14 protein-coding genes are annotated in these 17,101 nt (G+C 59.7%); 8 read left to right on the forward strand and 6 right to left on the reverse strand.

Annotation, left to right across the window (positions count from 1 at the left end; translation table 11 throughout):
* Positions 1-9: 9 nt before the first annotated feature.
* From prfB to JJ917_05385, 3 genes are all read right to left on the reverse strand, one after another.
* A protein-coding gene (gene prfB, locus JJ917_05375) for a peptide chain release factor 2 (protein ID MBO6698244.1) occupies positions 10-1,138 on the reverse strand; the annotation gives its coding sequence in 2 pieces (ribosomal slippage) (positions 10-1,068 and positions 1,070-1,138; 1,128 coding nt in all).
* A gap of 123 nt (positions 1,139-1,261) precedes the next feature.
* On the reverse strand, positions 1,262-3,700 hold the full coding sequence (locus JJ917_05380) for a penicillin-binding protein 1A (GenBank protein MBO6698245.1): 2,439 nt from the start codon (positions 3,698-3,700) through the stop codon (positions 1,262-1,264).
* Positions 3,701-3,951: 251 nt separating this feature from the next.
* Complete coding sequence (locus JJ917_05385) at positions 3,952-5,271, reverse strand: N-acetylmuramoyl-L-alanine amidase (protein ID MBO6698246.1); 1,320 nt, start codon at positions 5,269-5,271, stop codon at positions 3,952-3,954.
* Positions 5,272-6,055: 784 nt separating this feature from the next.
* Between JJ917_05385 and JJ917_05390 the strand changes: the two genes are divergently transcribed.
* Both JJ917_05390 and JJ917_05395 read left to right on the forward strand, forming a co-directional pair.
* Positions 6,056-8,485: an Rne/Rng family ribonuclease gene (locus JJ917_05390; GenBank protein ID MBO6698247.1), complete on the forward strand. Its 2,430-nt coding sequence runs from the start codon at positions 6,056-6,058 to the stop codon at positions 8,483-8,485.
* Between the two features lie 9 nt (positions 8,486-8,494).
* Positions 8,495-8,956 (forward strand): NUDIX hydrolase, encoded by a 462-nt coding sequence (locus JJ917_05395; GenBank protein MBO6698248.1) that lies wholly within the window; start codon positions 8,495-8,497, stop codon positions 8,954-8,956.
* A 9-nt stretch (positions 8,957-8,965) separates the two neighbouring features.
* Here JJ917_05395 and JJ917_05400 read toward each other — a convergent pair whose 3' ends face one another.
* On the reverse strand, positions 8,966-10,195 hold the full coding sequence (locus JJ917_05400; protein ID MBO6698249.1) for an aminotransferase class I/II-fold pyridoxal phosphate-dependent enzyme: 1,230 nt from the start codon (positions 10,193-10,195) through the stop codon (positions 8,966-8,968).
* Positions 10,196-10,418: 223 nt separating this feature from the next.
* Between JJ917_05400 and JJ917_05405 the strand changes: the two genes are divergently transcribed.
* The 6 genes from JJ917_05405 to JJ917_05430 all read left to right on the forward strand — a co-directional run bounded on the left by JJ917_05405 (position 10,419) and on the right by JJ917_05430 (position 15,888).
* A complete protein-coding gene (locus tag JJ917_05405) occupies positions 10,419-11,783 on the forward strand; it encodes a M48 family metallopeptidase (GenBank protein ID MBO6698250.1) in 1,365 nt (454 codons plus the stop codon).
* Positions 11,784-11,846: 63 nt separating this feature from the next.
* On the forward strand, positions 11,847-12,743 hold the full coding sequence (locus tag JJ917_05410) for a DsbA family protein (protein MBO6698251.1): 897 nt from the start codon (positions 11,847-11,849) through the stop codon (positions 12,741-12,743).
* Between the two features lie 37 nt (positions 12,744-12,780).
* A complete protein-coding gene (gene aroQ / locus JJ917_05415; GenBank protein ID MBO6698252.1) occupies positions 12,781-13,221 on the forward strand; it encodes a type II 3-dehydroquinate dehydratase in 441 nt (146 codons plus the stop codon).
* A gap of 137 nt (positions 13,222-13,358) precedes the next feature.
* Positions 13,359-13,838, forward strand: coding sequence for an acetyl-CoA carboxylase biotin carboxyl carrier protein (locus JJ917_05420; GenBank protein MBO6698253.1), 480 nt, complete (start codon positions 13,359-13,361; stop codon positions 13,836-13,838).
* 21 nt (positions 13,839-13,859) lie between these two features.
* A complete protein-coding gene (gene accC / locus JJ917_05425) occupies positions 13,860-15,206 on the forward strand; it encodes an acetyl-CoA carboxylase biotin carboxylase subunit (protein ID MBO6698254.1) in 1,347 nt (448 codons plus the stop codon).
* 25 nt (positions 15,207-15,231) lie between these two features.
* Complete coding sequence (locus JJ917_05430; GenBank protein MBO6698255.1) at positions 15,232-15,888, forward strand: leucyl/phenylalanyl-tRNA--protein transferase; 657 nt, start codon at positions 15,232-15,234, stop codon at positions 15,886-15,888.
* Here JJ917_05430 and JJ917_05435 read toward each other — a convergent pair.
* Positions 15,822-16,253 (reverse strand): DUF2155 domain-containing protein, encoded by a 432-nt coding sequence (locus JJ917_05435; GenBank protein ID MBO6698256.1) that lies wholly within the window; start codon positions 16,251-16,253, stop codon positions 15,822-15,824. The two genes, JJ917_05430 and JJ917_05435, sit on opposite strands and share 67 nt — an antisense overlap.
* A gap of 136 nt (positions 16,254-16,389) precedes the next feature.
* Entirely contained in the window at positions 16,390-16,785 is a 396-nt protein-coding gene (locus JJ917_05440) for an NADH:ubiquinone oxidoreductase subunit NDUFA12 (protein ID MBO6698257.1), read from the reverse strand.
* Between the last annotated feature and the right edge of the window lie 316 nt (positions 16,786-17,101).

Raw genomic sequence — 17,101 nt, forward strand, 5'->3', positions numbered from 1 at the left:
CCGGGCGCCCTAGTCCAAATCGGCCACGTCAGCGGTCCCACCATAAGCGCGCTGGGCAAGCGTCGCCTCCATGAAGCTGTCGAGCTTGCCGTCGAGAACGTCAGAGGGGGCGGTGCTCTCATGGCCGGTGCGCAGGTCTTTCACCAACTGATAGGGTTGCAGCACGTAGGAGCGAATCTGATGACCCCAGCCAATGTCGGTTTTGGCTGAGGCTTCCGCATTTGCCTTCTCTTCGCGCTTTTGCAGCTCCAGCTCATAGAGGCGTGCGCGCAGCATGTTCCAGGCGGTAGCGCGGTTCTTGTGCTGAGAGCGTTCATTCTGACACTGCACCACGATGCCGGTCGGGTTGTGGGTGATACGAACGGCAGAATCTGTCGTGTTGACGTGCTGACCGCCAGCGCCGGAGGCGCGATAGGTATCGATGCGGCAATCGCTCTCATTGATCTCAATGTTGATCGTGTCGTCGATCAGCGGATAAATCCAAACGCTGGCAAAGCTCGTGTGTCGACGAGCATTGGAATCATAAGGCGAGATGCGTACCAGGCGGTGCACGCCGGCTTCAGTTTTCAGCCAGCCGTAGGCATCGTCACCCTTCACTAGGATCGTCGCCGATTTGATGCCTGCCTCTTCCCCGGCTTGCTCTTCCAGCAATTCCACCTTGCGACCGGACTGCTCAGCCCAGCGGGTGTACATACGCAGGAGCATGTTGGCCCAATCTTGGCTTTCGGTGCCCCCTGCCCCGGAATGGATTTCCACATAGGTGTCGTTGCCGTCGGCTTCGCCGGACAGCAGCGCTTCAACCTGCAAGCGGCGCGCTTTGGCGGCCAGCTCCTGCAGCGCCTTGACGCCCTCTTCGGCCATTTCATCATCGCCTTCGGCCTCGCCGAGTTCGATGAGTTCGCTTGTGTCGGCAAGGTCGGTGCGCATGGCGTTCATGCCATTGATCGCATCGTCGAGCTTTTGGCGCTCGCGCATCAGGCCTTGGGCTTCCTGCGGGTCGTCCCAGAGACGCGGATCTTCCGCCAGCGCGTTCAGTTCATCCAAACGCTTGAGGGCAGCATCCCAGTCAAAGATGCCTCCTTAGCAGGGTGAGTGCCTGCTCAATGTCGTCTACTAGCCGCTGGGCTTCCGCGCGCATGTGTCGGTCCTTAGGTCAGTCAAACAGAAAGGGCGCATGCTTTGCAGCACGCGCCCGATGCAATGGGGTGATCATGTGGGATAAGTTGGACCGTTAGTAAAGTCCGTCTGATAGCAAGACGCGCTAGTACAGCCCGCCCGTGCCTGAAACCACCGCGCGATCGGCCTGTGGATCGACGGTCAAAAGGCGTCCCATATCGTCGGTGAAACCGATGATAGAATAGGATGATGGCGGCGACGTTCCTGGGCGGAAGGCTTCGAGGATCGAGCCATCCGTGCCAGCTGCCACCTGCAGGCCCGTGCGGCGATCGATCGGGATCAGTGAAATGCCACGTGGCACCTGGAATTCGGTGCGCGGTTGGCCTTCCAACGCCGCCTGCATGAAGTCAGCAAAGATCGGAGCCGCAAGCCCGCCACCGGTTGCCGAGCGGCCCATATCGCGCGGGTTGTCGTACCCGACATAAATGCCGACGGCGATGTCATGCGAATAGCCGACGAACCAAGCGTCTCGGTTGTCGTTCGTAGTGCCGGTCTTGCCAGCAATCGCCCAATTAGAAAGCTCGCCGGAGATACCGGCAGCCGTACCGCGGCGAACCACGCCCTCAAGCATCGACGTCACCTGATAGGCGGTCATTGGGTCAAGCACCTGTTCGCGCTCATCGATCAGATTGGGTTCGTCCTGGCCCTGCCATGCTTCAGCGCGGCAGCCTTCGCAAAGACGTGCGTCATGACGGAAGATGGTGTTGCCGTAGCGGTCCTGCACGCGGTCGATCAGCGTCGGCTGAATGGCGCGGCCGCCGTTGGCGATCACCGCATAGGCGCCTGTCATCCGCATAACGGTCGTTTCGCCTGAACCCAGCGACATGGCGAGCAGTGGATCGAGATCGTCATAGACGCCAAAACGGCGGGCATACTCCGACACAAGCGGCATGCCCATGTCGCGAGCCAGACGCACGGTCATCACGTTTCTTGAGCGCTCGATGCCAACGCGAAGCGTTTGGGGACCGTAGAACTCGTTGGAATAGTTGCTTGGCCGCCAGACGCCCAGACCAGGGCCCTGATCGATCTCAATCGGTGCATCCATAACCACGCTGGAGGGCGTGTAGCCATTATCGAGCGCGGCTGCGTAGACGAACGGTTTGAACGACGAGCCAGGCTGGCGCTGCGCCTGGGTAGCGCGGTTGAACTGGCTCTCAGCGAACGAGAAACCACCGACCATGGCGAGCACGCGGCCCGTATAAGGGTCCATTGCCACCATGCCACCGGAGACTTCGGGCACTTGACGCAGCGAATAGCTGACATCGCCGGCCTCGGTCGGTTCGGCGCGCACATAGATCACATCGCCAGCCGTCACGATCTCAGAAGGGTTGGACCCAGCCCATTCCATCGCCGATGCAGGCATGAAGCCGGTCGGACGTTCGTCTGACAGGGCGCGTGAGGCAAGGCGCGGTGGCATCAAGCCAAGCTGCGCGCCATCCTCGCCAACGGCCAAAACGACCGCCAGCGACCATTCTTCGATATCGGACAAACCATCGACGTCGCCGAGGGCAGCGCCCCAGTCCTGCGTGATGTCGATGGTGGTAACAGCGCCGCGCCATCCGCGCTGACGGTCAAAGTTCTCTAGGCCGTCGCGCATCGCACGGCGGGCATGGCTTTGCAGCACGGGGTCAAGTGTCGTGCGCACGGAAAGACCGCCTTCGTAGAGACCATCATCGCCATAGCGATCGGCGATTTCGCGGCGCACTTCCTCTGCAAAATAGTCGGACGCTTCAAGGAAGTTGCCGGTGTTGCGCGGCAGAACGTTAAGCGGCTCTGCCTGGGCAGCGGCGCGCTGTTCCTCAGTGATGTAGCCATTCTCGAACATGCGGGTGAGCACCCAGTCACGACGTTCGATGGCGCGTTCGGTCTGACGGAACGGGTGATAGTTGTTCGGCGCTTTGGGCAGCGCAGCCAAATAGGCCGCCTCGGCCAATGTCAGCTCGTGGACGGACTTATCGAAGTAAACGAGGGACGCAGCGGCAATGCCGTAGGCACCAAGGCCGAGATAAATCTCGTTGAGATAGAGTTCTAGAATCTCGTCCTTGGTGAAGGTGCGCTCAATGCGCAGGGCAAGGATGGCCTCGCGAATTTTGCGTTCAATCGCGACATCGCCGGACAGAAGGAAGTTTTTCGCAACCTGCTGGGTGATCGTCGAGGCACCGACAGGTCGACGATTGGTGCCAAGATTCTCAATGTTGACGACAATAGCGCGGGCAATGCCGGTGAAATCCAGGCCGCCATGCTCATAAAAATTCTTGTCTTCGGCCGACAGGAACGCTGCTTTCAACACATCGGGCATCGACTGGATCGGCAGAAACAGGCGCCGCTCGGTTGCGTACTCAGCAATCAGCGCACCATCGGAGGCGTGCACACGCGTCATCACCGGCGGCTCATAATCGCTGAGCACCGTATAGTCGGGCAAATCCTGGGAATAATAGTGGATGCCATAGGCGACGCCGCCGGCCACCAATAGGAAGCCGAGAACACCTATGCCGAACAGGTAACCCAGAAACTTCGTGAACATACGTTCATCCGTTCATTCTTGTGGTTGCGCCCGCCATCCCAAGCCCAAAGGCCAGAACCACTCAAGCGCAGTATGGTAAATGCACCGTTAGCTTTTCGTGCCTGCCCGCGCATTGAGCGTGCGCAGCTAACGATTGGAACCGCTAAGTGCCCCAATTGGTTCCACCGTAGGCGGGGGCGATGCGGCGGAAATAGGGCACTTTGGTCAACAACGGCGATGACAGGCGATATGGGCGCTCGTTTCAGCCCTCGCTATGGCGCGCTTGCAACACGCTGCTCAAAAAACCGCTCAACGGCTGTCGAAAGCGAGGCGATTGTGCGCTCGCGCCAAGCTGCGTCCGACAAAAGCCTGACATCGTCCTCGTTGGACAGGAATCCGAGTTCCAACAGAACGGATGGGATTTCCGGCGCTTTGAGCACCCGAAACCCCGCCGAGCGATGGGGATTGTTGACCATGCGCGTGGCCGTCGACAGTTCGTTCACAACATCCTCGGCAAACGCCAGCGAAAAGCGGGTCGTTTCACGGCGGGTTAAGTCAATCAGAATATCGGCAACCTCGTTGGTCGCCGTTTCGGTGACATCCATGCCGGCGAGCATTTCCGAACGGCGTTCATTGTCGACCAGTTGCTGGGCGATCTCGTCCGAAGCACGATCGGAAAGCGTATAAACCGTGGCGCCGCGCATATCCCGGTGACGGACCAGCGAATCGGCGTGCACGGAGATGAAGAGATCGGCATGATGGTTCTGCGCGAACCTTACGCGGCCGGCCAAAGGAATGAAAACATCATCATCGCGGGTCATATAGACCTCAAAGCGACCGGTGGCCCGTAGATCGGCGACGAACTCGCGGGCGAAGCGCAGGACGACCTCTTTCTCCAGGACGCCTGACCGGCTGACGGCACCAGAATCGATGCCGCCATGGCCCGGATCAACCACAATGATCGGGCGTCCGCTGGTGTTGGCAATATCGAGCCGGTTTTCCTTTGGCGCCTCAACGCTGGCGAGAAAACTCTCACGCGTGCGCTCGACTTCGGCCATGAACCCATCTTCATCGCTGCGCACAAGATCAAGCACCAAGCGCGCGGGCTGGTCATCAAGAGCTGCGAGCATCAGGATTTCGTCGATCACCACATAATCGGATAGATCGACGACGATGCGTCCACGACCAGGGGCAAATGGTCCATACCGAAAGGCGGAAATCAGCCCGCGTGGCTCAACATCCGCATCATCCATCGGTTCGAAGGAGAGGCCTGGCAAGTCCAAAATCAAGCGATTGGGCTCTGGCAACAGATAGACCGATGGCGCAACTTCGCCTGCCAGGTCGATGACAATACGTGTGCGAACCTCATCGCCAGCAATGCGGGCTGCAAGCGCGGCCGCCTGGTCTGCGGGCTGGAAGGACGCTTCTTCAGTTGCTTGCGCAGCCCAGGGCCAGAAGAGCCCGATCAGGAGCAGCAGGCAAAGCGTGATCTTCACGATGGCCAGCGTGTTCGTCAGATTGTCGCCGCCTGAGCGCTCACGCGCCCGGGTCCCGGGAGTCTCTTGGGAAACAGGGAGGCCGAAGCTGGTCAATCGATCTCTCATCTTCTGCAAGACGGCTAAGCATACAAGGGCGCCACAGTGACGCCAAAGGCTTAGCCGCCATTTTTACGACGGTTACCACATCCTAAAGGCTGGTGGTAAACCAATCTCAAACAACCAATGAGCAGGGTTTTGGCCGAAATAGCAGGCCGGTTGGGCCACCAAGCACATTGATGATGCTTGCAAAATCGTCGTTGGAAGCGTACATCACAAGAACTTGCAGGGGGTGGCCGTGGTTAAAAATCAACCAGTCACGAGACCTTGTTGGCACTATGCGGCATTGATCTGATCGGCACCGGCGTTCCGCTGGACTTCGCCCATCCGAACCGAGTGCAGAGCGATCGGCCCTTTGAGGAGGGTTGGCATACACCGTTCTCGAAGGCTTGGTTGTGGCTCCGACAGGAAGATGACTTTAACATCGCGGCTGTGCCTTGGGTCGTCGGCCCTTGCAAGATGATAGCTTTTTGGCGGTGCGCGATGTTCCGCGCCGCCTGTTAGACCGGAATACAAATGGTGCTGCGCCTGTTGCCTTGTGTATCGAACACCGCCTCGTCGCGGTTACGTTCGTATAGGCACGCGCCCGTCCATGACGTTATCGCTGACGACGGCGTCCGACGGAGGATTGCACCGGTTCCACCCGCTTTCGCTCGATCTCGATCGGCTGAGCCGCTTGCGGCCATCCGAAGGGGCAGCGCTTTTTTCTCTACAGAACCGTTGGCGACCGCCGCTGAGCTTGTTCCTCTTGCTCGGCCTGCGCGCCCCAAGGAACCCTTCAATGTCATCCAAAATGTTAATCGATGCCACCCACCGGGAAGAGACCCGTGTGGTGGTGAAGCGTGGCAATCGCGTCGAGGAGTTTGATTTCGAGACGCTCGCGAAGAAACAGCTTCGCGGTAATATCTATCTGGCCAAAGTAACACGCGTTGAACCTTCGCTGCAGGCAGCGTTTGTGGACTATGGCGGCAACCGCCATGGCTTTCTGGCCTTCTCAGAAATCCACCCCGACTACTATCAAATCCCACAAGCCGATCGTGACGCCTTGCTTGCTGATGAGCGTGGCCATGATGGCGAGTCAGACGACGACGCCAACGATACGCCTTCCGAAGCCGAAAACGGCGGCAATGTCGATGGCGACGGCCTGAGCGTCAAGGCGGCTGTCTCGGCTGGCCTGTTTGCGTCCGAAGAGGTCGCAGCTGACGACGATGAATCCGACAATGTGGACGAAAGCGGATCGGACGATGCGCTGGAGGAAGCCCGTCCGCGCCGCCGCCCCAGCCGCCGCCACTATAAAATCCAAGAAGTCATCAAACGTCGCCAAATCATTCTCGTGCAAGTGGTCAAGGAAGAACGCGGCAACAAAGGCGCAGCGCTGACGACCTATCTGTCACTGGCTGGCCGTTACGCCGTGCTGATGCCCAACACCCCACGTGGTGGTGGCATTTCGCGTAAGATCACCTCGGCTGCCGACCGCAAGCGCCTGAAAGAGGTGGTCAGCGATCTGGACGTGCCGGACGGCATGGGTGTCATCCTGCGCACGGCTGGCGCTAACCGCACCAAGGTCGAGATCAAGCGCGACTTTGAATATATGATGCGGCTCTGGGAGACGGTGCGCGATGTCACGCTGAAATCCGCCGCCCCTGCCCTCGTTTATGAAGAAGGTAGCCTGATCAAGCGCTCGATCCGCGATCTGTATTCGCGCGACATCGATGAAGTCATGGTCGCTGGCGATGAAGGCTATCGCGAGGCCAAGGACTTTATGCGGATGCTTATGCCGAGCCACGCCCGCAACGTGAAACCTTATCGTGATCCGACACCGCTCTTCACAGCCCAAGGCGTGGAAGAGCAGCTCGATTCCATGTTCGAGCCGACGGTGAAGCTGAAATCCGGCGGCTATCTGGTGATCAACCAGACCGAAGCGCTGGTCGCCATCGATGTGAACTCGGGTAAATCGACCAAAGAGCACAATATCGAGGACACTGCGGTTTCCACCAATCTGGAAGCGGCTGACGAAATCGCGCGTCAATTGCGTCTGCGTGATCTGGCCGGTCTGATCGTCTGCGACTTCATCGACATGGAGGAAAAGCGCAACAATCGGGCTGTTGAAAAGCGCATGAAGGATGCGCTGAAAAGCGACCGTGCGCGCATTCAGGTCGGTCGGATTTCGCATTTTGGCCTGTTAGAGATGTCGCGCCAGCGGATCCGCACCTCGCTGATCGAAAGCACCATGGAGCCTTGCCCGCACTGCGCCGGTACTGGCCACACACGTGCGTCCTCATCGGTGGCGCTCCAAATCCTTCGGCAGGCCGAAGCGCAGCTCCTGCGCCACCAGGGCCACCACGCCAATGTCGCGTTGCGCTCGGAAACGGCCCTTTACATCTTGAACCATAAGCGGGCGATGCTCGCTGATCTTGAGGCTCGGTATGGCCGCCGGGTCGTGTTCACAGTCGATGGCTCCATGGCCGCCGATGCCTTCACCATCACTCGCGGTGAGGCTGCCGACCCGCGCGATGTGGTGCCGCTAGCGGCTGTGGTGCAACCGACCAGTGTCGATCTGGAGGCCGAAGAACGCGCTGACCAAGCCGCCGCAGAGGCTGCTGAAGCCGAAGAGCGCGCGCTTGAAGCCGACAATGATGATAAGCGCTCAGAGAAAGATGTGCGCTCTTCGTCCGATGACGAGGAAAGTGGCGATGGCCGCAAACGCCGTCGCCGTCGTCGTCGCCGCAGAGGTGGTGGAGACGACGAAGCTGAGCGCGGCTCGGACGAAAACGGTGAGGAAGAAACCGCAGAAGCCAAGTCCACTGACGATGAAACGTCCGAAGACGAAGGCGAGCCGAAAAAACGCCGGCGCTCACGTCGCGGAGGACGTCGTCGTCGCGGTGGTCGCGGCAACGGTGATAGCAATGGCGACGCGACTACGGACGGGGAAGCGGATGCCGACGGCAACGTTGCTGAGCCGGCTGCCGAAAAAGTTGCTGATACTGAGATAACCGCAGTCGCTGATCCGGTGGAAGAAACTGCTGATGAACCGGTAGCGGAACAATCTGCAGCCGAAGAGGTTGTAGTCGTTGAGCAGCCCGCCGTTGCAACTGTTGAACCCGAGCCGGAGCCAGTGCCCGAACCGGCGAAAGACCCGGTTGTGGAAAGCTCCAACCCCGACTCCGGTCCCAAAAAACAAGGCTGGTGGCAGAAGCGCTCGTTCTTTTAGGGCGTAGGCATGCCGTCGCTTCCTGACAACACAGGCCCGCGTCTTGCTGCGCGGGCCTTAATCGTTGAAAATGAACGGCTTTTGATGGTGAACGCCTATCCAGGCGGCACGTCAGACCTCTGGTGTGCGCCGGGCGGCGGCGTTGAAAAGCACCAATCGATTCCGGACAATCTGAAGCGCGAAGTGTTTGAAGAAACCGGACTGACCATTGACGTTGGCGGGCTGGCCGGCATCAACGAGTTCCACGATCCAGATTCCGGATTTCATCAAGTGGATTTGTTTTTCCGCGCCGCCATCCTTGATGGCAAAATCGATCCGGCCTGGCGCGACCCCGACAATGTGGTCAGCGAGCGCCGGTTCATGTCGCGTCTCGAGCTCAACCAGTCGCGACACAAGCCCGACCGTCTGGCCGACTTCGCATTTGGTCGCGACTCGGCCGCCTACGACCCACTCGAACTGTTGGTGCGCTGAACGTTGTTCTCAAAGCCGGTTGGTACGCCGCCGGACCCAGGTTTCGAACAGCGAGGCAGCTTGCTTGATCGTCTCGTGACTGCCGGCGAAAGAAATCCGCACGAAAGACTCACCGTGAACCGGGTCGAAGTCGTTGCCTGGGGTGATCGCGACACCGGTCTCCTCTAGCAACGCATTGCAAAGGTCTGCAGCATCTTCTGCGGGCCGAAGGATCGAACCGACTGGCCAATAGGCATAAAATGCGCCGTCTGGTGGCGGACCGCCGGTCAGTCCGAGCGCGCTCTGAGTGGTGAGCAGCACCTGGCGGTTGGCGGCATACTCGGCCTTGATGGATTCCAGCTCATCGGTTGCGTCAAAGGCGGCAATGGCGGCAGCCTGCGATAGGCTTGGCGCGCAAATGAAAAGGTTCTGGGCCAACGCCTCGGCGCTGCGCACCAAGCGTTCCGGCAGGATCATCCAGCCGATCCGCCAGCCGGTCATGCAATAGTATTTGGAGAAGGAGTTGATGATGATTGCATCGTCATCATAGGCAAGCGCACAGCACTCTTTGCCGTCAAAAACCAGCCCGTGATAGATCTCGTCCGACACGTACCAGATGCCCGCCCGCTTACAGCAATCGGCGAGCGTTTCAATGGCCTGCAGCGGCATAACCGTGCCGGTCGGGTTGTTGGGCGAGGCGATGAGTACAGCACGGATCGGCGCTTCTTCATGGTGTTTGGCCAGCGTCTGCGGCGTCAGCACCCAGCCATCCTCAGCCTTTAGATCGATTTCAACCGGTTCCAGGCCGAGCGCGCGCACAATGTTGCGATAAGCCGGATAGCCAGGACGCGGCAAAGCAATCCGGTCGCCGGGATCACACAGCAACAAAAAAGCCAGCGAAAAACTGGCTGACGAGCCCGTCGTGACCATCACTCGCGAGGGATCGATCAGTTGGCCATAGTGCTCCTTGTAATGGCGGGCGATGCGCTCGCGAAGCGGCTTAGTGCCAACCGCTTCGGTGTACCCAATGCGCCCGTCGGCGAGCATGGTCGCAGCCGCATCGCGGACACTCTGTGGTGTCGCGGCTCCGGGCTGACCGACCTCCAAATGGTAGGTTGCCTCGCCCTTCGCTTCACGCAAATTGGCCGCGGCCAGCACATCCATCGCCAAGAAAGAATCGACCCGGCGTGCCTGTGCCACATGGCGTTCTGGCGGACTGTGCCGCTCTTGACCTTTGGTCGTTTTTTCGATGGCTGCCATTGACCGGGTGCTTCCTCTGCATTTGGAACATTCGCCAGCCTGGTGATACGCAACGCTGCGCCATCCAACAATGTCGGAAATCACGGGGCTCCAGCCGGTTCGACATTGACCATCGCGGCGCGACTGCTAGGTTTCGTGTCCTTGCCAGGCCTCCCAGAACCGGCTGGCAATGCCCATTGACGATGCCCCATTCTTGCCGTTTCCCCATCGGAGTGTCGGCCACATGAACCGATCCGCTCTTCTCGCTCGCGCTTGGCTGTTCAGCGCACTCCTCATCGCCTCGCAGTTTTTGGTTTCCACCGCCGAGGCCCAGCGCCAAATTTCTGTTTTTCGTGACGCCGAAGTTGAGGCTTTGGTCGCAGACTATGTGGCGCCGATCCTGCGCGCGGCCGGCATTCGCGGCAGCTCAATCCAGGTCGTTCTCGTCAATGAGCGCGATTTCAACGCCTTTGTCGCCGATGGGCGGCGGATCTTCATCAATCTTGGGGTGCTTCTACAATCGGACACGCCCAACGAGGTGATCGGCGTTCTAGCCCACGAGACCGGCCATCTGGCCGGTGCTCACCTCACCCGTTTGCGGCAGGAAATCTCGCGTTCTCAGATCATTTCTGCCGTAACCATGCTCGCCGGTGCCGCAGCGATGGCGGCAGCCGCCAGCGCAGGTAGCAGTGAAGGCGTGGCGGCTGGTCAAGGCATCGCCTTGGGTGGGCAAACCGCGGCTCAACGATCCCTGCTCGCCTACCAACGCGGTGAAGAACTGGCCGCTGACCGCGCCGCGATCACCTACCTCAATGCCACCGGTCAATCCGCGCAGGGCATGCTGGAAGTGTTTGGTCGCTTTGCCGATCAGACCATGTTTACTGGCCGATTTGTCGATCCTTATGTGCGATCGCACCCAATGGCGCGAGACAGGATTAACCAGATTGAACGCTTGGCGCGTCAAAGTCAGTATTTTGAACGCCGCGACCCACCGGAACTGCAACTGCGCCACGACATGGCGCTTGCGCGTCTGACTGCTTTGCTCGATGGCGAGCGCACGGTCATCCGGCGCTATCCCAACAGCGATACGTCACTGCCAGCGCGGTATGCTCGCGCCCTGGTTGAAGGTCGTACAGGTTCTGCCCGAAGCGCGATCCAGCAACTGGATCAACTGATTGCCATTCAGCCGTCCAACCCTTTCTTCTGGGAGGCGCGCGGTACGATCCTCTTTGAGAACGGCAACCCAGCCGACGCGGCGCGAAGTTGGGCGCGGGCGCTGGAGCTGGCACCCAACAACACCATGATCCGCGTCTTTTATGGTGCGGCGCTTGTCGAAAGCGGAGATGCTAACGTTCTTTCCACTGCTATTGGCGAGTTGGAGCGCGGCCTTGCCAACGATCAAAGCTTGGCGTTCGGCTATCGCTTTCTCGGCCAGGCTTATGCCCGCAACGGCAACACCGCCATGGCCCAGCTCGCCTCAGGATTGGAAGCGTTTGCGCGGGGTGATATCCAAGGCGCCAAGGGCTTTGCGGCCCGCGCGCAGCTCAATTTGCCGCGCGGTTCGACCGGATGGTTGCGTGCCGCCGATATCCTGGCCTACGACGAGTAAGCCTGCCCATCCCGTTCTGCACTGCTTGGTCATCCAGCAAGGGCGATCACAAAAGGAAATCATATGTCTCGTCCCCTACTTGGTCTTGTGGCCATCGCGGGCATTGCCCTTCCGATCGGTCTTGGCGCCTTTGCGCTCACCAACACGGCGCCGACGGTTGGTCGCCAGATTGCAGGCCTTGATGCCGAACTGCTTGAGCGCGCGGTCGAGGCCGAAACTCTACCACTGGACCTCGCCCCAGCGGCACCAACACCAATAAGTTCTTCGACGAGCCTTTCGGCTTTGGCGGAAGCCGACCGTGAAGGCGCCGTTGCCCTGGTGCGCCAGGCCCTGCTCGACAATCCCTTGATTCTCGACGAGGCCGTCGAAGCTCTTGAAGCCGCACGGGCCTCAGCCGAGGTGGACCTTGTTGCAGACGTGATCGCTGAAAATGCCGATCTGCTGTTCGACGATCAGAATGCCAGCATCATGGGCAACCCCGACGGGGCGATCACGCTCGTTGAGTTCATGGATTACAATTGCGGCTTCTGCAAACGCGCCCATGGCGACGTGATGCGCCTCATCGCCGAGCAAAACGATGTGCGGGTTCTCGTCAAAGACTTTCCGGTCCTGGGGCCAGGATCGCTTGAGGCGGCCCAGGTTGCTGTGGCCTTTCGGGCCATTGGCGGCGACATGACGGCGTTCATCGACGCGATGATGAACGAGTCCGTTCAGGCCGACGCTGCGATGGCGCGCCGCGTGGCCTTGGAGCTCGGCGCCGACGAGCCAGCGCTTGACCTGGCGCTCGACAGCCCATCCCTGATGGAGCCCATCGGCGAGGCCTACGCCTTAGCCGAACAGCTTAACATTCGTGGCACACCCGCCTTCATCGTCGGCGACCAACGGTTGATGGGCGCTGTCGGATTTGACCGGCTCGCGGAGGCCATACAAGTTGAGCGTGATCGCCTGTCGGCGCTCTAGTCGATTCGCGGCGCAACTTCTCCACCGGGCTGGATGCATTATGGCCACCGTCTTCATTCTCAACGGTCCCAATCTCAATCTTTTGGGGCAACGTGAGCCGCATCTCTACGGCCATGAAACGCTGGATGATTTGGAGGCCATGTGCCGTGATCATGCGGCAGATATCGACCTAGAGATCGATTTTCGGCAGTCCAACCATGAGGGCGTGCTCGTCGACTGGGTCCATGAGGCGCGCCGGCTCGCCGACGGGTTGATCTGCAATTTCGGCGCCTACAGCCACACGTCGATTGCGTTGCACGATGCGCTGAAAGCCGCAGACTTGCCGGCCATTGAAGTCCATTTGAGCAACATCCACGCGCGCGAACCCTTCCGCCACACAAGCCATACCGCGCAAGCCTCAAAGGGCATGATTGCCGGGCTTGGCGCCGTTGGCTATCGGCTGGCTCTGACCGCGCTTTCGGACCTGATCGACGCTTAATCATGGCCGCATACAGGCAGTGGACGGCCAGCACACGAGCGGCTATACCGCGCCGATCAATTCACCTACCCTTGTGATCGCGTGCGCACGTCTCCTCGGCTCTGTTACGACGTGCGGTGATGAGTGAAAGAGTTTCTATGTCGAAGTCCAAGGCCACCATCGATCAGGATTTTATTCGTCAATTGGCGCTGCTGCTCAATGAGACGGATCTGACTGAGATCGAGGTTGAACAAGACGACACCCGGGTTCGCATCGCCCGCACGCCAGCAGCGGTGACCCATACCGCACAGGTTCCGGCCCCAGTCGCGGCCGCACCGGCGGCTTCAGCTGCTCCGGCGCAAGCAACATCTGCCCCTGCTGATGCGCCTTCGGAGAAAACAGAGGGCGAAGCCGTTCGCTCGCCGATGGTCGGCACCGCATACCTCTCGCCGGAGCCAGGTTCCGCCGCTTACATCAAGGTGGGCGACACGGTTCGTGAAGGACAAACGCTTCTGATCGTTGAAGCAATGAAGACTATGAACCAAATCCCGGCAACGGCATCCGGCGTGGTGCAAGAGATTTTGGTGACCGACAAGCAGCCGGTCGAGTATGGTGAGCCGCTGGTGATTATCGCCTGATAGGGCGCGGAGTTTTCAGACATGTTCAAGAAAGTTCTGATCGCCAACCGTGGTGAGATCGCCCTGCGCGTGATGCGCGCTTGCAAAGAGCTGGGTATCGGCACAGTCGCGGTGCATTCCACCGCCGACGCGCACGCGATGCACGTTCGCCTGGCCGATGAAAGCGTTTGTATCGGCCCGCCAGATGCCCGCGAAAGCTATCTCAATATCCCGCAGATCCTGGCCGCTTGTGAAATCACCGGCGCCGATGCGGTGCATCCCGGTTACGGCTTTCTGTCGGAAAATGCCAAATTCTCTGAAATTCTGGCCGCGCACAATGTGACGTTTATTGGCCCAAAGGCCGAGCATATCGACGTTATGGGCGACAAGATCGCCGCCAAGGCAACCGTGAAGCGCCTCGGCATTCCCGTTGTTCCGGGTTCGGAAGGCGAACTGCGTTCGGTGGAAGAGGCACGCCAGGTCGCCGAAGGCATGGGCTTTCCGTTGATCGTGAAGGCGGCGGCCGGTGGCGGCGGACGCGGCATGAAAGTCGCGCGCAACGTTGAAGAGCTGACCGACGCGGTGAACACAGCTCGCGCCGAGGCACGCGCCGCTTTTGGCGACGATGCGCTCTACATGGAAAAATACCTTCAAAACCCGCGTCACATAGAGGTGCAGGTGTTTGGCGACGGCATGGGCAAGGCGATCCACCTCGGCGAACGTGATTGTTCGCTGCAGCGTCGCCATCAAAAGGTCTGGGAAGAAGCGCTTTCACCGGTGATCACGCCGGAGCAGCGCGAAGAGATCGGCGCTGTGTCTGCCAAGGCGATTGCAGACCTTGGTTATTCGGGCGCGGGCACCATCGAGTTCCTGTACGAGGATGGTGAGTTCTATTTTATTGAGATGAACACGCGCCTTCAGGTGGAACACCCGGTCACCGAAGCGATCACGGGTCTGGATTTGGTGGCGGAGCAGTTGCGCGTTGCCGCCGGTCAGGGATTATCGGTCACACAAGAGGATGTCAGCTTTGAAGGCCATGCCATCGAAGTGCGCATCAATGCCGAACACCCGGAGACATTCCGCCCCTCGCCTGGTGTGATCGAGTCCTACCATCCGTCGGGTGGTTTGGGCGTACGTGTCGATTCAGCTGTTTACCAGGGCTATCGTATCCCGCCCTATTACGACAGTCTGATCGGCAAGCTGATTGTGCATGCCGATACGCGCGATATGGCGATCAACCGGATGGCGCGGGCCTTGGACGAGTTCGTGATCGCGGGCGTGGAAAGCACCCTGCCCTTGTTCCGCCGACTGGTGAACGAGCCGGATATTCGCAGCGGCGACTATTCCATCCATTGGCTGGAGCGGTGGCTGGCCGACCAAGGCCACTGATCGGAAGGCACAGGCAACGCTGCCGATGGCCGACACGATAACGCCCGATCTGCTGCTACAGGCCTATGAGGTCGGCTTCTTCCCCATGGCTGAAGACGCTGACGATGCGTCGGTGTTTTGGGTCAACCCGCCAATGCGTGGCGTTATCCCGCTTGATGCGTTTCACGTGCCGCGACGTCTTGCACGAACCGTGCGCCAGGACACTTTTGAGGTCCGTATCGACAGCGACTTTGAAGGCGTGATCGATGGCTGTTCGGCCAGCGCGCCAGGCCGTTCGTCAACCTGGATCAATGCTGATATCAGGCGGCTCTATGGCGCGCTGTTTGAGCGCGGAGCCTGTCACACTGTGGAAGCCTGGCAGGACGGGGTATTGGTAGGCGGCCTTTATGGCGTGGCGCTGGGCGGTGCGTTCTTCGGCGAGAGTATGTTTTCGCGGGCCCGAGACGCTTCCAAGGTAGCGCTGGTACATCTGGTAGGACGTTTGAAGGCGGGCGGTTTCACCCTGCTCGACACTCAGTTCATCACCGAGCATTTGCGGCAGTTCGGCGCAACGGAAATCCCTGCCGATGTCTATCGTGAAGCTTTGCGCGAAGCGGTCTCGCGGGAGGCCGACTTTTACTGCTGGCCTTCGACGGGCGTTTCCGGCGTTGAGTCGCTGCAACCGGTTAACCAGACGTCATAAACAGGGTGGTCGATCGCGTTGAGCCCAGGGCTTTCGGCGATCATCCAACCAGTGAAAATGCGGCGGATACGGCGGTCGAGCGTCAGTTCATCGACTTCCAGAAAGACCGTTGTGCGCTCCGGCTCGGATGGCGGACGGTCGTAGCAAACCCGCGGCGTCAGCTGCAGCGCGCCAAATTGGACGGTTTCATCAACGAAAACATAGAAGGTGTGCAACTCGCCGGTAATCTTATCGAGACCAGCAAACAGTGCCACCGGATGTTCGTTGCGCAGCACCGGCGCCGACGTCTGCGCAAACGCAAAACTCACACCGGCCAGCGCGACCGCTCCGGCCAAAAAAACAGAAAGGAATGATGGCAAACGCATAAGGGTCTCAAACAGATTCGGGGGGCGCAAAGACGATGCGGCAGAGCTTGCGAAAGCCCTGTTGTCACATTGTGGCGATTCGATGCTGAATTCCTAGCGTGATCGGTACGATCGGTCGCGAGCTATCTTTCTGGGATCAGTCGCCTGGCGACCAAGCCTCGTAATCACCCGTGGCTGCCGGGCGCTTTGCTGGCGTCAGGATCGAGCCTTCCGGGCGGTAAGCGCCAGGCATACCCGTTAGATTGGGTTTGTGGGGCAATTCCCACTCTTTGGCGACATAGCCATCTTCGGTCGGCGGCACGTCGGTCTTTTTATGAATCCAGCCATGCCAGCCTGGCGGAATGGCCGAGGCATCGGCCTCTCCATTGTAGATCACCCAGCGGCGCTCGCCTAAGGGCGGTACGTCTGCGCGATAATAGACATTGCCAAGCTCATCTTCACCGACGCGCTGGCCTTTGCGGGCGGTGAACCACATGGTGCCGAACGTCTGGTCCTGCCACCAGGTGAAGAATCGCAAGAGAAACTGTTTCATCTTTGGTCCGCAAACAGGCTGAAGAGTGATCGCCTGCCTTGTGCCCCGATTGTCAGGGTCTGTCCAGCGCGCCCTTCGCTTAAGCCTTGCTGTTTTTTAGTGCCGTGTTGGGTGGATGGAGGACTGGGCCTAGACCATCGAATTTGCCCGCAGCCAACTACCCACAGGCAAGGCCTTTTTTGTCCACACCCATCCCGTGGATAAAATCGGCATCTGACTTTTCCCTTAGACCAAGGTTGACGCCTTCCTGCGAGTCGGGCCTTCTGAACGACGTCGCCGTTTAAGGTCCAGCGTTTCCGGGCTGAGCGACGCATTT

Source organism: Hyphomicrobiales bacterium (assembly GCA_017642935.1).
Taxonomy (GTDB): Bacteria; Pseudomonadota; Alphaproteobacteria; order Rhizobiales; family MH13; genus MH13.

What these genes read in the sequence shown, in the direction of transcription:
- JJ917_05435 (MBO6698256.1), bottom strand. Translation starts at nt 16,253, where the DNA reads ATGCGTTTGCCATCATTCCTTTCTGTTTTTTTGGCCGGAGCGGTCGCG.
- accC (MBO6698254.1), top strand. Translation starts at nt 13,860, where the DNA reads ATGTTCAAGAAAGTTCTGATCGCCAACCGTGGTGAGATCGCCCTGCGC.
- JJ917_05380 (MBO6698245.1), bottom strand. Translation starts at nt 3,700, where the DNA reads ATGTTCACGAAGTTTCTGGGTTACCTGTTCGGCATAGGTGTTCTCGGC.
- JJ917_05430 (MBO6698255.1), top strand. Translation starts at nt 15,232, where the DNA reads ATGGCCGACACGATAACGCCCGATCTGCTGCTACAGGCCTATGAGGTC.
- JJ917_05395 (MBO6698248.1), top strand. Translation starts at nt 8,495, where the DNA reads ATGCCGTCGCTTCCTGACAACACAGGCCCGCGTCTTGCTGCGCGGGCC.
- JJ917_05405 (MBO6698250.1), top strand. Translation starts at nt 10,419, where the DNA reads ATGAACCGATCCGCTCTTCTCGCTCGCGCTTGGCTGTTCAGCGCACTC.
- JJ917_05440 (MBO6698257.1), bottom strand. Translation starts at nt 16,785, where the DNA reads ATGAAACAGTTTCTCTTGCGATTCTTCACCTGGTGGCAGGACCAGACG.
- JJ917_05400 (MBO6698249.1), bottom strand. Translation starts at nt 10,195, where the DNA reads ATGGCAGCCATCGAAAAAACGACCAAAGGTCAAGAGCGGCACAGTCCG.
- JJ917_05420 (MBO6698253.1), top strand. Translation starts at nt 13,359, where the DNA reads ATGTCGAAGTCCAAGGCCACCATCGATCAGGATTTTATTCGTCAATTG.
- JJ917_05390 (MBO6698247.1), top strand. Translation starts at nt 6,056, where the DNA reads ATGTCATCCAAAATGTTAATCGATGCCACCCACCGGGAAGAGACCCGT.
- JJ917_05410 (MBO6698251.1), top strand. Translation starts at nt 11,847, where the DNA reads ATGTCTCGTCCCCTACTTGGTCTTGTGGCCATCGCGGGCATTGCCCTT.